Consider the following 14,585-nt stretch of genomic DNA (forward strand, 5'->3'; position numbering starts at 1 on the left):
TGTGGTGGAGGTCAAGGCGCGAGCCAGGTCGAGGTGTAGGTGTCGATCTCGTCCTTGATACGGGTCTTGCCGGGCTCGTCCAGGAAGGACACCTCGACCGCGTTCTTCGCGAGGTCGGCGAGGCCGCGCTCGTCGAGTTCGAGGAGCCTGGCGGCGACCGCGTACTCGTTGTTGAGGTCGGTGCCGAACATCGGTGGGTCGTCGGAGTTGATGGTGACCAGGACGCCGGACCGCACGAACTCCTTTATGGGGTGCTCGTCGAGGGTGCGGACCGCGCGGGTGGCGATGTTGGAGGTCGGGCACACCTCCAGCGCGATGCGGTGCTCGGCCAGGTGCGCGAGCAGCTTCGCGTCCTTGGCGGAACTGGTGCCGTGCCCGATGCGCTCGGCACGCAGCTCGGTGAGGGCGTCCCACACCGTCTCCGGACCGGTCGTCTCACCGGCGTGCGGCACCGACCGCAGCCCGGCGGCCAGCGCGCGGTCGAAGAACGGCTTGAACTGCGGCCTCGGCACGCCGATTTCGGGCCCGCCGAGCCCGAACGACACCAGCCCCTCGGGGCGCAGCCGGTCGTCGGTGGCCAGCCGCGTAGTCTCCTCCGCCGCCTCCAGGCCCGCCTCGCCGGGAATGTCGAAGCACCAGCGCAGTACGGTCCCGAAGTCGGCCTCCGCGGCCTTGCGGGCGTCCTCGATGGCGTCCATGAAGGCGCCCTCGTCGATGTTGCGCCGGGTCGAGGAGTACGGCGTGATGGTCAGCTCCGCGTAGCGCACCTGCTGCCGGGCCATGTCACGGGCCACCTCGTACGTCAGCAGACGTACGTCCTCCGGCGTGCGGATCAGGTCGACGACGGACAGGTACACCTCGATGAAGTGGGCGAAGTCCGTGAAGGTGAAGTAGTCGACCAGGGCCTCGGGATCCGTGGGCACCTTGGAGTCGGGGTGGCGGGCGGCCAGTTCCGAGACGATCCGGGGGGAGGCGGAGCCGACGTGATGCACATGCAGTTCGGCCTTGGGCAGTCCGGCGATGAAGGCATGCAGGTCGCGCGGGGCGCTTGCGGCGACGTACTGGGTCAAGGTTCCTCCCCGGGAACGGCGTCCCCGGCCGGTGTCCGGCGGGACGCGGGTGATCGGCTGATCGATGACTCGGGGATCATCGTAGGCCGGACCCCTGCCGCCATGGCACGGGCCGTAGCATGACGGCACGCACGACAGAGGGGACCCCGCGCATGTCCGACGACGCGCAGACGCCGGAAGCGCGTGACAACGCCGCAGCACTCTGGCCGACGCCGCCCGGCGACGCGGCGGCAGCACCGGGCGCGGCAGCGGCCGACGCGACGGAGGTGCCGCTGGCCGAGGGTGCGGAGTCCGAGGTCGACCTGAGGAAGACGGACCCGGCGAGTGTCCCTGCCGATGCCCGTCCCGAGCCGAACCCGTGGGCTCCGCCGGCGGACGACACTGGCCCCGGCCCCTCCGTCCACGATCAGCAGACAGTGACGTCGGTCCCCTCGATGGGCAACCCCTTCGCCCCACCCGCACCGCCCGCCCACGGCGAGCCCGTTCCCCCGCCGCCCATGGCCCCCGACGGCCCCGGTCAGGTCGCGTACGGCTATCCGGCGGGCCCCAGCTACCCGGTGGGTTACGGCTACCCGGCCGGTCAGGGCTACCCGCCCCCGACCGGCGCGGGCTACCAGGCCGGCCCCGGCTACCCCGCCGGTCCCGGCTACCCGTCCCCGCCCGGCGCGGGCTACTACGGCTGGCCCGGTATGCAGCCCGCGCCGGCCAACGGGATGGGCACGGCGAGCCTCGTGCTCGGCATCTGCGCGGCCGTCGTCTTCTGTCTGTGGCCGCTGGCCATCGTCCTCGGCATCCTCGCCGTGATCTTCGGCGTGCTCGGCCGCGGCAAGGCCCGCAAGGGCGAGGCCACGAACGGGGGCCACGCCCTGGCCGGCATCATCTGCGGTGCGGTCGGCATCGCACTGGGCCTCGGCATGATTTTCCTGGTGTTCTCCCTCTGACAGCACCCGATCCGACGTCCGGTTTCTGGGGCGTCGTTCCCGGCGTCGTCGCCTTCCGGGTTGCCGCCCTCGGACGTCCACTGACAATCCGTCCCGCCTTTCCCCTGTCGACTCGACACCTGGTCGACAGATTCCGTCGCGTAACCAAAAGGCAACAACGGAATCACTTGTTGGACGCCCATGGCTCTGTCAGGATCGGCACTCAAATCGAGCTGAAGCTACGCCACCCACCCCTGATCACCAGGGGCGACGGCGGAGGAGAGCGACGACATGCACTACCCGGGAACCCCGGACCGATTCCCCGCACAGGAGCGCCTCGCGGCCGGTGCGCAGTACATCGCGGGCCGTCTGACCAAGGGCACCTCAGGTCGTACGCACGCGGTCGTCGACCCGGCGACCGGCGAGGACGTCTACACGTACGAGCTGGCCGGCACGGACGACGTCGACGCGGCTGTCGCTGCCGCGCGCGCCGCCTTCCCGGGCTGGGCCGCGACCACGCCCGGCGAGCGTTCCGACGCGATGCACCGCTTCGCCGCCGTGCTCGCCGACCGCGCCGACGAGTTCGCCCGTGCCGAGTCCCTGCAGTGCGGCAAGCCGCTGAAGCTCACGCGTGAGTTCGACGTCCCCGGCACCATCGACAACACCGCGTTCTTCGCGGGGGCGGCCCGGCATCTCCAGGGGCAGTCGGCGGGGGAGTACTCCGGTGACCACACCTCGTACATCCGCCGTGAACCCATCGGCGTCGTCGGCTCCATCGCGCCCTGGAACTACCCCCTCCAGATGGCCGCCTGGAAGGTTCTCCCGGCGATCGCCGCGGGCAACACCATCGTCCTGAAGCCCGCCGAGCTCACCCCGCTGACCTCGCTCCTCTTCGCGGAGGCCGCCACCGAGGCCGGTATCCCGGACGGCGTCATCAACATCGTCACCGGGACGGGCAAGGAAGCGGGCGAGCATCTCGTCGGCCACCCCGACGTCGCCATGACCTCCTTCACCGGCTCGACGGCCGTCGGCAAGCGCGTCGCGGAGATCGCCACCGCCACCGTCAAGCGCCTCCACCTGGAGCTGGGCGGCAAGGCCCCCTTCGTCGTCTTCGACGACGCCGATCTGGAGGCGGCCGTCAACGGCGCCGTCGCGGGCGCCCTCATCAACACCGGCCAGGACTGCACGGCCGCCACGCGCGCGTACGTGCAACGGCCCCTCTACGAAGCCTTCGTGGAGCAGACCGCCGCCCTCATGGACACCGTCCGCCTCGGCGACCCCTTCCAGAGCACCACCGACCTCGGCCCCCTCATCTCGCACGTCCAGCGCGACCGCGTCGCCGGTTTCGTCGACCGGGCGCGTGCCTACGCGCGCGTGGTCACCGGCGGTGAGGCACCGCAGGGCGACTTGAAGAACGGCGCGTACTACCGGCCCACCCTCGTCGCCGACGCGTCCCAGGACAGCGAGATCGTCCAGTCCGAGATCTTCGGCCCGGTCCTCGTCGTCCTCCCCTTCGACAGCGACGACGACGGCATCCGGCTGGCCAACGACACCCCGTACGGACTGGCCGCCTCCGCGTGGAGCAGGGACGTCTACCGGGCGAACCGCGCGACCCGCGAGATCAGGGCCGGTTGCGTGTGGGTCAACGACCACATCCCGATCATCAGCGAGATGCCGCACGGCGGCTACAAGGCGTCCGGCTTCGGCAAGGACATGTCAACCTACTCCTTCGAGGAGTACACCCAGATCAAGCACGTCATGTTCGACAACACGGCGGTGCCCAGAAAGGACTGGCACCGAACGATCTTCGGGGACCGATAGCAGACAGGCCGCCAGACCCGCGGCCGCCTCCCGAAAGGGCACCAAGCGCATGGAGCAGTACGAGCCCGAACCGCTGACTCCGGTCCAGCTGGCCGCCATGCGGCGCAGCCTCCGGAACGGCAGGGCCGCCCTCACCCGTCGTTCGCTGCTGCGCGCCTCCGCGGGCGGCGCGCTCGCGGTCGGCGGCCTCGGGGCGCTGAGCGCCTGCGGGATCCCCGCGGCGGGCAAGTCGGAGGGCGGCACCTCCGCGGAGGACTACTCGGCGAAGGAGAAGGAGGTCAGCTTCTCCAACTGGACCGAGTACATCGACATCGACGAGAGCGAGAAGCACCACCCCACGCTCGAAGCGTTCACCAAGCGGACCGGCATCAAGGTCAAGTACACCGAGGACATCAACGACAACAACGAGTTCTTCGCCAAGATCAAACCGCAGCTCGCCGCGGGCCAGGAAACAGGCCGTGACATCATCGTCCTCACCGACTGGCTGGCCGGGCGCCTCATCCGCCTGGGGTGGGCCCAGAAACTGGACCCGGCCAACCTGCCGCACGCGTACGCCAATCTGTCGTCCCAGTTCCGCAGCCCGGACTGGGATCCCGGACGCGCCTACTCGTATCCCTGGCAGGGCATCTCGACGGTCATCGCGTACAACAAGAAGGCGCTCGACGGCATCGAGGTGAAGTCGGTCTCCGACCTGCTCGACAACCCCAAGCTCAAGGGCCGCGTCGGCTTCCTCACCGAGATGCGCGACAGCATCGGCATGACGCTGCTGGACATGGGCAAGGACCCGGCGAAGTTCACGGACGACGACTACGACGCGGCGATCGCCCGTCTCCAGAAGGCCGTCGACAAGGGCCAGATCCGCCGCTTCACCGGCAACGACTACACGTCCGACATCACCAGCGGCGACTTCGCGGCCTGTATCGCGTGGGCCGGTGACGTCGTACAGCTCAAGGCGGACAGCCCGGACGTCGACTTCATCATCCCGGACAGCGGCTACATGACGTCGACCGACAACATGCTGATCCCCAACAAGGCACGCCACAAGACGAACGCCGAGCGGCTCATGGACTACTACTACGAGCTGGAGCCGGCCGCCGAACTGGCCGCCTACATCAACTACGTCTGTCCCGTGGACGGAGTGAAGCCCTATCTCGCGAAGATCGACGAGGGCGCGGCGGACAACCCGCTGATCATCCCGGACAAGGAAATGGCCGCGAAGTCCCATGCCTTCCGCTCGCTGAGCTCGAAGGAAGAGACGGCCTATGAAGGTAAGTTCGCGAAGCTGACAGGGGCGTGACGACGATGACGAACGACAGCAGCGGCGACGTCCGCCTCTCCGGGATCAGCAAGACCTACGGCTCCTTCACCGCCGTACATCCGCTCGACCTGACCGTGCCGCAGGGCTCCTTCTTCGCCCTGCTCGGTGCCTCCGGCTGCGGCAAGACCACAACTCTGCGCATGATCGCGGGACTTGAGGAGCCGACGAGCGGCACCGTCCACCTCGGCGACCAGGAGGTCACGCACCTGCCGCCGTACAAGCGGCCGGTGAACACGGTCTTCCAGTCGTACGCCCTCTTCCCGCACCTCGACATCTTCGAGAACGTCGCCTTCGGCCTGCGCCGACGCGGCATCAAGTCGGTGAAGAAGCAGGTCGGGGACATGCTCGACCTGGTCCAGCTCGGCGAGCAGGCACGCAAGAAGCCGCATCAGCTCTCCGGCGGCCAGCAGCAGCGGGTGGCCGTGGCCCGTGCGCTGATCAACACCCCCAAGGTGCTCCTTCTCGACGAGCCCCTCGGCGCCCTCGACCTCAAGCTGCGCCGCCAGATGCAGCTGGAGCTCAAGCGCATCCAGACCGAGGTCGGCATCACCTTCGTGCACGTCACGCACGACCAGGAGGAGGCCATGACGATGGCCGACACGGTCGCCGTGATGAACGCGGGCCGCGTCGAACAACTCGGCTCGCCCGCCGACCTCTACGAGAACCCGAAGACGACGTTCGTCGCCAACTTCCTCGGCACGTCCAACCTGATCGAGGCCGAGGTCGACAACAAGACCGGCGGTGAGATCGTCGTCCGGGCCGGCGGCGGCAAGCTCGTCCTGCCCGAGGTGCGCTGCTCCGCGCCCACGACGACCGGCGGCAAGGTGCTGGTCGGCGTCCGCCCGGAGAAGATCACCCTCACCCACGCGGACGACGCGGGCGAGATCCCCGCGGCCCGCAACCGCATCACCGGCAAGATCGCGGCCACGTCGTTCATCGGGGTCTCCACGCAGTACGTCATCGACAGCCCGGTCTGCCCCGAGTTCGAGGTCTACGCCCAGAACATCGACCGCGACGCCCGGCTCGTCCCCGGCGCCGACGTCGTCCTGCACTGGAGCCCGGCGCACACCTTCGGCCTCGACGCCGCCCAGGACATCGACGCGGGGATCGAAGAAGAGGCGGCGGTCTGATGGCGACCCTCACCGAGGCGCCACCGCCTCTCGCGCCGGCCCCGGAGAAGAAGCCGCCTCGCAAGCGGGGCCGCTGGACGCCGTACGTGCTGCTGCTGCCCGGCATCCTCTGGCTGCTGGTCTTCTTCGCGATGCCGATGATCTACCAGGCCTCCACGTCCGTGCAGACGGGCTCCCTGGAGGAGGGCTACAAGGTCACCTGGCACTTCGCGACGTACTGGGACGCGCTGTCCGAGTACTACCCGCAGTTCCTGCGCTCGGTGCTGTACGCCGGCGCGGCGACGATCCTGTGTCTGGTCCTCGGCTATCCGCTGGCGTACCTGATCGCGTTCCGTGCGGGCCGCTGGCGGAACCTGATCATGATCCTGGTGATCGCGCCGTTCTTCACCAGCTTCCTGATCCGTACGCTCGCCTGGAAGACGATCCTCGCGGACGGCGGGCCGGTCGTCGGCGCCCTCAACACCCTGCACGTCCTGGACGTCACCAGCTGGCTCGGCTGGACCTCCGGCGACCGCGTGCTGGCCACTCCGCTGGCCGTCGTGTGCGGTCTGACGTACAACTTCCTGCCGTTCATGATCCTGCCGCTGTACTCCTCGCTGGAGCGCATCGACGGGCGGCTGCACGAGGCGGCGGGCGATCTCTACGCCAAGCCGATCACGACCTTCCGGAAGGTCACCTTCCCGCTGTCGATGCCGGGTGTCGTCTCCGGCACGCTGCTGACCTTCATCCCGGCGGCCGGTGACTACGTCAACGCCGATCTGCTCGGCTCGACCGACACCCGCATGGTCGGCAATGTCATCCAGACCCAGTTCCTGCGGATTCTCGACTATCCGACGGCCGCGGCCCTCTCCTTCATCCTGATGGCCGCGATCCTCATCATGGTCACCCTCTACATCCGCAGGTCCGGAACGGAGGATCTGGTTTAAATGGCCTTCGTCAACTGGCTCAAGCGTCATTTCGTCGTCATCGCGGGACTGGTGACCCTCGGCTATCTCCTGCTGCCGAACGTCGTCGTCACGGTGTTCTCCTTCAACAACCCGAAGGGGCGCTTCAATTACGAATGGCAGGAGTTCTCCACGGACGCCTGGAAGGACCCGTGCGGTGTCGCCGACATGTGCGGCTCGCTGTCGGTCAGCCTCCAGATCGCGTTCTGGGCGACGCTCGGCGCCACCGTCCTCGGCACGATGATCGCCTTCGCGCTGGTCCGCTACCGGTTCCGCGCGCGGGGTGCCGTCAACTCGCTGATCTTCCTGCCGATGGCGATGCCCGAGGTCGTCATGGCGGCCTCGCTGCTCACCCTGTTCCTGAACATGGGCGCGCAGTTGGGATTCTGGACGATCCTGATCGCCCACATCATGTTCTGCCTCAGCTTCGTCGTGACGGCCGTCAAGGCGCGCGTGATGTCGATGGACCCGAAGCTGGAGCAGGCGGCGCAGGATCTGTACGCCGGACCGCTCCAGACATTCCTCCGGGTCACCCTGCCGATCGCTGCTCCGGGAATCGCCGCGGGCGCGCTGCTAGCCTTCGCGCTCTCCTTCGACGATTTCATCATCACCAATTTCAACGCGGGCTCGACCGTCACCTTCCCCATGTTCGTCTGGGGCTCGGCACAGCGCGGCACACCCGTTCAGATCAATGTCATCGGTACGGCCATGTTCATCGTCGCCGTACTGTTCGTGCTGGCCGGAATGGTCATCAGCAATCGCCGGAACAGGCAAAAGGCATGACCCGTTGGACAAAGTCACTCTCTGAGGCCCAGCCGGTCTCGTACTGGCTCGACGATCCAGCCAAGCCCCGCCCCGAACCCGCCCTCACCGGCGCCGAGACCTGCGATCTGCTCGTCGTCGGCGGTGGCTACAGCGGACTGTGGACCGCGCTGATCGCCAAGGAGCGCGACCCGCAGCGGGACGTGGTGCTGGTGGAGGGCCGCGAGGTGGGCTGGGCCGCCTCGGGCCGCAACGGCGGCTTCTGCGCCGCCTCGATCACGCACGGCCTGGCCAACGGGCTCGCCCGCTGGCCGGACGAGATCCACCAGCTGGAGCAGCTGGGCGCCCGCAACCTCGACGAGATCGAGGCGGCGGTCGCCCGCTACTCCATCGACTGCGACTTCGAGCGCACCGGCGAGATCGACGTCGCCACCGAGACGTACCAGGCGCGGGAACTGCGCGACTGGTACGAGGAGATGGCGCACCGGGGCCTGGCTGACGGCGTCGAGTTCCTGGACGCCGAAGCGGTACGGGAACAAGTCGACTCACCGACATTCCAGGCGGGCCTCCACGACCGCCGCGGCGTCGCCATGCTCCATCCCGCCAAGCTCGCCTGGGGCCTGAAGCGTGCCTGCCTCGAACTCGGCGTCCGCTTCTACGAGCACACCCCCGCGCTCACCCTGAAGCCGTACGGCGCCGGTATGGCCGTACGCACCCCCTACGGCTCGATCTGCGCCCGCCACGTCGCGCTCGGCACCAACATCTTCCCCAGCCTGGTCAAGCGGGTCCGGGCGTACACCGTTCCGGTCTACGACTACGCCCTGATGACCGAGCCGCTGACGGCTGACCAACTGGCCTCCATCGGCTGGAAGAACCGCCAGGGCCTCGGTGACTCGGCGAACCAGTTCCACTACTTCCGGCTGTCCGCCGACAACCGCATCCTCTGGGGCGGTTACGACGCGGTCTACCCGTACGGCGGCCGGGTGCGGGCCGAGTACGACGACCGCCCGGAGACGTACGCCAAGCTCGCCGGGCACTTCTTCACCTGCTTCCCGCAGCTGGAGGGCGTGCGCTTCACGCACGCGTGGGGCGGCGCGATCGACACCTGCTCGCGCTTCTCGGCGTTCTTCGGCACCGCACACCAGGGGAAGGTGGCCTACGCGGCCGGGTTCACGGGCCTGGGTGTCGGCGCCACCCGCTTCGGCGCCGACGTGATGCTGGACCTGCTGGCGGGGGAGCGCACGGAGCGCACGGAACTCGACATGGTCCGCAAGAAGCCGCTCCCTTTTCCGCCCGAGCCCTTCGCCTGGACCGGGATCGCGCTGACGAAGTGGTCCCTGGCCCGCGCGGACGCGCACAGCGGGCGGCGCAATCTGTGGCTGAGAACCATGGACAGGCTGGGGCTCGGCTTCGACAGCTGACGGCGACGCAGATGCAGATGCGAGCCTGTGATTCAGTTCACTCCGACGGGTTGAGCGAACCCGCGTAATGCCGCCGGGAGACCTCCCTCTCCCTCGTGACGCGCTCTGCGTCGACGAGAGACAAGGAGGTCTTCTCATGACAGGGGCGAAGACGGCGGTCGAGTGGCTAGCGTCCGTCGCACCGGACCCCGAGGCCTGCCGCTGGGAGTGGGAGCGCAACCCCCTGGGGATCGCGCTGCTCCCGGCCGGCAAAGCCTGGGACGTCCTGATCCTGCCGGGTGAACTCGGCTACCCCACCCTCGATGTACTGACCCGCATCATCGACCAACTCGGGCCCGTACTGGTCGACTTCGGCGACGCCCGGATGGGCTTCTTCGTGCCACCGGGCACGGCCGCCCGCTGGCTCGGCACGGGTATCCGCACGGCGGGGGCGGGGACGTGGATCGTCGTGCCGTACCCGGGACGCGCCACCGGCGGAGTCCGCTGGCTGGTACCGCCGGACGGCTCCGGCACCCTCACCGATCCGGGGCTGCTCGAACTGGCCATGCATGAGGCGGCGGGGGGTATGGCGGCGGACGAAGACCGCTGAACGGCGGCGGGAGGTCTTGACAACCCGATTGGTCTGGACCAAGTTGGCGGCGCTCCACCCTCCAATTCCCCCATGCCCGGAGGCCCTTGTGGATCGCACCAGACCCTTCGTCGCCGCCCTCACGGCCACCGTCCTGGCCGTGTCCGGCATCACCGCGCTCTCGTCGGCCGCCCGTGCGGCCGACGCGGACCTCGCCCGCAACGGAGGTTTCGAATCCGGCCTCGACGGCTGGACCTGCACCTCCGGTACGACGGTCAACTCACCCGTACGCACCGGCAGTTCCGCGCTCCAGGCAACCCCGGCCGGCAGCGACAACGCCCGGTGCGCGCAGACGGTGACCGTGAAGCCCGACTCCCCGTACACGCTCTCCGGTTACGTCCGCGGCTCCTACGTCTACCTGGGCGCGACCGGCACCGGCACCACCGACGTCTCCACCTGGACCCAGTCCGCCCCCGACTGGCAGAAACTCACCACGACCTTCCGCACCGGCGCCGCCACCACCAAGGTCACGATCTACACGCACGGTTGGTACGGCACCGGCGTCTACCACGCCGACGACATATCGCTCACCGGACCGGGTGTGGACGCGGGCCAGCCGCCCGCCGCGCCCACGGGACTGACGGTCGGCACCGTCACCCCCACCAGCGTGGCGCTGTCCTGGTCCCCGGTCGCCGGCGCCTCCGGCTACGCCCTCTACCGCGATGGAGCCAAGATCCGGACGGTGACCGGCACTTCGGCCACCGTGACCGGACTGGCGCCGTCCACGGCGTACGGCTTCCAGGTCGCCGCGCTGAACGACGTGGGCGAGTCCGCGAAGACGCCCACGGTGACCGCGACGACGACCGCGGGCACCGGCAATCCCGTGGAACTCCCACCGCACGCCCTCGTCGGCTACCTTCACGCCAGCTTCGCCAACGGCTCCGGTTACACGCGGATGGCCGACGTCCCCGACAGCTGGGACATCATCGACCTGGCCTTCGGCGAACCGACGTCGGTCACCTCCGGCGACATCCGCTTCAACCGCTGCCCGGTCGCCGAGTGCCCGAACGTGGAGAGCGACGCCGACTTCAAGGCCGCGATCAAGGCCAAGCAGGCGGCCGGCAAGAAGGTGCTGATCTCGATCGGCGGCCAGAACGGCCAGGTACAGCTGACGACCACCGCGGCCCGCGACACCTTCGTCTCCTCCGTCTCGAAGATCATCGACGAGTACGGCCTCGACGGCCTCGACATCGACTTCGAGGGCCACTCGCTCTCCCTCAACGCCGACGACACGGACTTCAAGAACCCCAGGACGCCGGTGATCGTGAACCTGATATCGGCGCTGAAGACCCTCAAGGCCAAGTACGGCGACGACTTCGTACTGACGATGGCCCCGGAGACCTTCTTCGTCCAGCTCGGCTACCAGTACTACGGGACGGGTCAGTGGGGCGGCCAGGACCCGAGGGCGGGCGCCTACCTCCCGGTGATCCACGCCCTGCGCGACGACCTGACCCTGCTCCATGTCCAGGACTACAACTCGGGCCCGATCATGGGACTCGACAACCAGTACCACTCCATGGGCGGCGCCGACTTCCACATCGCCATGACCGACATGCTGCTCACCGGCTTCCCGGTCGCGGGCAACGCGAGCAACGTCTTCCCGCCCCTGCGCCCCGACCAGGTCGCCATCGGCATGCCGGCCTCCATCAACGCGGGCAACGGCTACGTGGCCCCCGCCGAGGTCGTGAAAACCCTCGACTGCCTGACGAAGAAGAGCAACTGCGGCTCGTACACCACCCACGGCACCTGGCCCGCCCTGCGCGGCCTGATGACGTGGTCGATCAACTGGGACCGCTATGCGAACTGGGAGTTCCAGCGGACGTTCGACGGCTACTTCGGCTGACGCCCAGGCGCACGCACAGCACGAACGCCGTCAGCAGCACCGCGCCGAGGCACCAACTGGCCACCACGTCCAGTGGCCAGTGGTAGCCGCGGCGGACCAGGCCGAAGCCGACACCGGCGTTGACGGCGACGCAGAGGAGGACGAGTGCGCGGCGGGCCCGGGCCGTGCGGAGCCAGGTGAGGAGGAGCAGGGTCGCACAGCCGTAGGCGATGGCGGCCGTGGCCGTGTGGCCGGAGGGGTAGTAGCCGGTGGCGGGCGGCACGGCCGGGGTGCCGGGGCGGTCCGTCAGTACCTTCAGCGGGACGACCAGGGCCGGGACGAGCGCCATCAGGACGGCCGCCGCGGTGGCCGGCAGCCACCAGCGGTCTGTACCACTGCGGCGGGCGCGCCAGGCGGAGTACCCGAGGGCGACCACGAGAACCGGCACCGCGACCGGGACACTGCCCAGGTCGGCGAGGAGACCGGAGATCCGGTCCGGGTGGACCAGGGCCCGGCTGACGCGCGCGTCGAGACGCAGCAGCGGGCCGTCGACGACGACCTGCCAGGTGATCAGCGCGAAGAGAAGGGCCGGAAGGCCGAGAAGGAGAAGGAAGGAGGCCGGCCGCCCCGGAACAGGGGGGGTGGTTCCGGGGCGGCCGATCAGATCGGATGGTCGGCCGCCCCGGGGGGTTTGGGGCGGGCGACTGTCCGATCGGTGAGGAGATCCAGAGCCAGAGGCTCCGGTTGTGTGCGCGAGGGCACGACCAGGTCGAAGCTGGGGAGGCCCCGGCCTGTTGCCGCCCACAGTCCCCTGTGGGCGGGGTGTATCTCTCATCTGGGTAGAACCTACGGCAGGGGGTGGGCGTAAGACAGACGGAATCGCGTCCCGTCATCCACCTCGCACACGTTCTTCACACGCTCTGACGGCCGCCGTGCCGGCCCTGGAATCCTGGTGGGAGACAGGGCTGGGACGGGTGGGATTCATGAGGTGATCCAGGGATCAACCACGGTTCGGCTCAGATGCGGGCGAAAGCCTGCTCGATGATGTCGAGGCCCTCGTTCAGGAGGTTCTCGCCGATGACGAGCGGGGGCAGGAAGCGGAGCACATTGCCGTAGGTGCCACAGGTCAGGACCAGCAGGCCCTCCTGGTGGCAGGCCTTGGCGAGCGCGGCGGTGGCCTGCGGGTTCGGCTCCTTGGTGGTGCGGTCCTTGACCAGCTCGATGGCGATCATCGCGCCACGGCCGCGCACGTCGCCGACGATGTCGAACTTCTCGGCCATCGCGGACAGCCGGGCCTTCATCGTCGCCTCGATCGCCTTCGCCCGGGCGTTGAGGTCGAGCTCCTTCATGGTCTCGATCGAGCCGAGCGCACCGGCGCAGGCGACCGGGTTACCGCCGTAGGTGCCGCCGAGGCCACCGGCGTGCGCGGCGTCCATGATCTCGGCGCGACCGGTCACCGCGGCGAGCGGGAGGCCACCGGCGATGCCCTTCGCGGTCGTGATCAGGTCGGGAACGATGCCCTCGTCCTCACAGGCGAACCATTGGCCGGTACGGCAGAAGCCGGACTGGATCTCGTCGGCGACGAAGACGATCCCGTTGTCGGCGGCGAACTTCCGCACGGCCGGCAGGAAGCCCTTCGCCGGCTCGATGAAGCCGCCCTCGCCGAGCACCGGCTCGATGATGATCGCGGCGATGTTGTCCGCCCCGACCTGCTTGGACATCTGGTCGATGGCCTGCGCGGCGGCCTCGGGGCCCGCGTTCTCCGGCCCGGTCGGCCAGCGGTAGCCGTACGCCACCGGCACGCGGTACACCTCGGGCGCGAACGGCCCGAAGCCGTGCTTGTACGGCATGTTCTTGGCGGTCAGCGCCATCGTGAGGTTCGTACGGCCGTGGTAGCCGTGGTCGAAGACGACGACGGCCTGCCGCTTGGTGTACGCACGGGCGATCTTGACGGCGTTCTCGACGGCTTCGGCGCCGCTGTTGAACAGCGCGGACTTCTTGGCGTGGTCGCCCGGCGTCAGCTCCGCCAGCGCCTCCGCGACCTCGACGTACCCCTCGTACGGCGTGACCATGAAACAGGTGTGGGTGAAGTCGGCGAGCTGCGCGGACGCCCGGCGTACGACAGCCTCGGCGGACGCGCCGACGGACGTGACGGCGATGCCCGACCCGAAGTCGATCAGCCGGTTGCCGTCGACGTCCTCGATGATCCCGCCGCCCGCCCGCGCGGTGAACACCGGCAGCACGGAGCCCACGCCCTGCGCGACCGCGGCGACACGGCGGGCCTGCAGCTCCTGCGACTTCGGACCGGGGATGGCGGTGACGACGCGGCGCTCCTGCGGGATTGCGGTCATGAGGGGCTCCTGGGGTGGTGCGGACGCTTTGGCGTTCTCTTCTTTTCTCGCAGGCTAGGACCGGGAGCGGGGGGTGGGCATGCTCCATGTGGGCGTTGTCAGGGATTCCGGTTGTCCGCGGTGGACATAGCGACGCCGAGCGGACGGGCACCGCCGGGGACGGAGACCACGCGGCGTGGCATACGGACCTCGCAGTCGACCGGACGCCAGGGGTGCGCGGCCAGCGTGCGGGCCGTGCGGCGCGTGGCCACGATCACATCCCCGTTTCGTCCTCCGCGTGCGATATGAAGGGACGACGATATCCGGAGCATGTTGGTCCGCTCCGCGCGCCGGACGGTGCTAGCGGTGAACTCCCCTTGCCGGGGCGTTAGATTGACTCGCGGATGGTGGACGGAACG

Annotated in this window: 13 protein-coding genes; 9 read left to right on the plus strand and 4 right to left on the minus strand. The window is 69.0% G+C overall.

Features of this window, described 5'->3' with window-relative positions; all coding sequences use genetic code 11:
- Nucleotides 1–11 precede the first annotated feature (11 nt).
- Nucleotides 12–1,199, minus strand: coding sequence for an adenosine deaminase (locus ACTWQO_RS08735; protein ID WP_443236619.1), 1,188 nt, complete (start codon nucleotides 1,197–1,199; stop codon nucleotides 12–14).
- A 23-nt stretch (nucleotides 1,200–1,222) separates the two neighbouring features.
- Between ACTWQO_RS08735 and ACTWQO_RS08740 the strand changes: the two genes are divergently transcribed.
- The 9 genes from ACTWQO_RS08740 (at nucleotide 1,223) to ACTWQO_RS08780 (ending at nucleotide 11,857) form a co-directional block, all read left to right on the plus strand.
- Complete coding sequence (locus ACTWQO_RS08740; RefSeq protein WP_443236620.1) at nucleotides 1,223–2,011, plus strand: DUF4190 domain-containing protein; 789 nt, start codon at nucleotides 1,223–1,225, stop codon at nucleotides 2,009–2,011.
- A 270-nt stretch (nucleotides 2,012–2,281) separates the two neighbouring features.
- On the plus strand, nucleotides 2,282–3,811 hold the full coding sequence (locus ACTWQO_RS08745; RefSeq protein WP_443236621.1) for a gamma-aminobutyraldehyde dehydrogenase: 1,530 nt from the start codon (nucleotides 2,282–2,284) through the stop codon (nucleotides 3,809–3,811).
- 49 nt (nucleotides 3,812–3,860) lie between these two features.
- Nucleotides 3,861–5,108 carry a polyamine ABC transporter substrate-binding protein gene (locus ACTWQO_RS08750; protein WP_443236622.1) on the plus strand — a complete coding sequence of 416 codons (1,248 nt, stop codon included), beginning with the start codon at nucleotides 3,861–3,863 and terminating at the stop codon, nucleotides 5,106–5,108.
- The gene (locus ACTWQO_RS08755; protein ID WP_443236623.1) at nucleotides 5,105–6,259 is read left to right on the plus strand and encodes an ABC transporter ATP-binding protein; all 1,155 of its coding nucleotides are present in this window, start codon (nucleotides 5,105–5,107) and stop codon (nucleotides 6,257–6,259) included. Before ACTWQO_RS08750 ends, ACTWQO_RS08755 begins: the two co-directional genes overlap by 4 nt.
- Nucleotides 6,259–7,185 carry an ABC transporter permease gene (locus ACTWQO_RS08760; RefSeq protein ID WP_443236624.1) on the plus strand — a complete coding sequence of 309 codons (927 nt, stop codon included), beginning with the start codon at nucleotides 6,259–6,261 and terminating at the stop codon, nucleotides 7,183–7,185. The genes ACTWQO_RS08755 and ACTWQO_RS08760 overlap by 1 nt, the downstream gene beginning before the upstream one ends.
- A complete protein-coding gene (locus tag ACTWQO_RS08765; protein WP_443236625.1) occupies nucleotides 7,186–7,986 on the plus strand; it encodes an ABC transporter permease in 801 nt (266 codons plus the stop codon).
- On the plus strand, nucleotides 7,983–9,386 hold the full coding sequence (locus tag ACTWQO_RS08770) for an NAD(P)/FAD-dependent oxidoreductase (RefSeq protein WP_443236626.1): 1,404 nt from the start codon (nucleotides 7,983–7,985) through the stop codon (nucleotides 9,384–9,386). The genes ACTWQO_RS08765 and ACTWQO_RS08770 overlap by 4 nt, the downstream gene beginning before the upstream one ends.
- 136 nt (nucleotides 9,387–9,522) lie before the next feature.
- On the plus strand, nucleotides 9,523–9,975 hold the full coding sequence (locus tag ACTWQO_RS08775) for a hypothetical protein (RefSeq protein WP_443236627.1): 453 nt from the start codon (nucleotides 9,523–9,525) through the stop codon (nucleotides 9,973–9,975).
- Nucleotides 9,976–10,063: 88 nt separating this feature from the next.
- The gene (locus ACTWQO_RS08780) at nucleotides 10,064–11,857 is read left to right on the plus strand and encodes a chitinase (protein ID WP_443236628.1); all 1,794 of its coding nucleotides are present in this window, start codon (nucleotides 10,064–10,066) and stop codon (nucleotides 11,855–11,857) included.
- Here ACTWQO_RS08780 and ACTWQO_RS08785 read toward each other — a convergent pair.
- The 3 genes from ACTWQO_RS08785 to ACTWQO_RS08795 all read right to left on the minus strand — a co-directional run bounded on the left by ACTWQO_RS08785 (nucleotide 11,796) and on the right by ACTWQO_RS08795 (nucleotide 14,438).
- Nucleotides 11,796–12,671, minus strand: coding sequence for a phosphatase PAP2 family protein (locus tag ACTWQO_RS08785; RefSeq protein WP_443236629.1), 876 nt, complete (start codon nucleotides 12,669–12,671; stop codon nucleotides 11,796–11,798). The two genes, ACTWQO_RS08780 and ACTWQO_RS08785, sit on opposite strands and share 62 nt — an antisense overlap.
- 181 nt (nucleotides 12,672–12,852) lie before the next feature.
- Nucleotides 12,853–14,187: a 4-aminobutyrate--2-oxoglutarate transaminase gene (gene gabT, locus ACTWQO_RS08790; RefSeq protein ID WP_443236630.1), complete on the minus strand. Its 1,335-nt coding sequence runs from the start codon at nucleotides 14,185–14,187 to the stop codon at nucleotides 12,853–12,855.
- Nucleotides 14,188–14,285: 98 nt separating this feature from the next.
- Complete coding sequence (locus ACTWQO_RS08795) at nucleotides 14,286–14,438, minus strand: hypothetical protein (RefSeq protein ID WP_443236631.1); 153 nt, start codon at nucleotides 14,436–14,438, stop codon at nucleotides 14,286–14,288.
- Between the last annotated feature and the right edge of the window lie 147 nt (nucleotides 14,439–14,585).

The sequence above is a fragment of the Streptomyces sp. 4N124 genome, assembly GCF_052245395.1.
Lineage (GTDB): Bacteria > Actinomycetota > Actinomycetes > Streptomycetales > Streptomycetaceae > Streptomyces.

Coding starts and splice junctions, on each gene's coding strand:
- ACTWQO_RS08740 (WP_443236620.1), top strand. CDS start 1,223: ATGTCCGACGACGCGCAGACGCCGGAAGCGCGTGACAACGCCGCAGCA.
- ACTWQO_RS08745 (WP_443236621.1), top strand. CDS start 2,282: ATGCACTACCCGGGAACCCCGGACCGATTCCCCGCACAGGAGCGCCTC.
- ACTWQO_RS08750 (WP_443236622.1), top strand. CDS start 3,861: ATGGAGCAGTACGAGCCCGAACCGCTGACTCCGGTCCAGCTGGCCGCC.
- ACTWQO_RS08760 (WP_443236624.1), top strand. CDS start 6,259: ATGGCGACCCTCACCGAGGCGCCACCGCCTCTCGCGCCGGCCCCGGAG.
- ACTWQO_RS08765 (WP_443236625.1), top strand. CDS start 7,186: ATGGCCTTCGTCAACTGGCTCAAGCGTCATTTCGTCGTCATCGCGGGA.
- ACTWQO_RS08770 (WP_443236626.1), top strand. CDS start 7,983: ATGACCCGTTGGACAAAGTCACTCTCTGAGGCCCAGCCGGTCTCGTAC.
- ACTWQO_RS08775 (WP_443236627.1), top strand. CDS start 9,523: ATGACAGGGGCGAAGACGGCGGTCGAGTGGCTAGCGTCCGTCGCACCG.
- ACTWQO_RS08785 (WP_443236629.1), bottom strand. CDS start 12,671: ATGAGAGATACACCCCGCCCACAGGGGACTGTGGGCGGCAACAGGCCG.
- gabT (WP_443236630.1), bottom strand. CDS start 14,187: ATGACCGCAATCCCGCAGGAGCGCCGCGTCGTCACCGCCATCCCCGGT.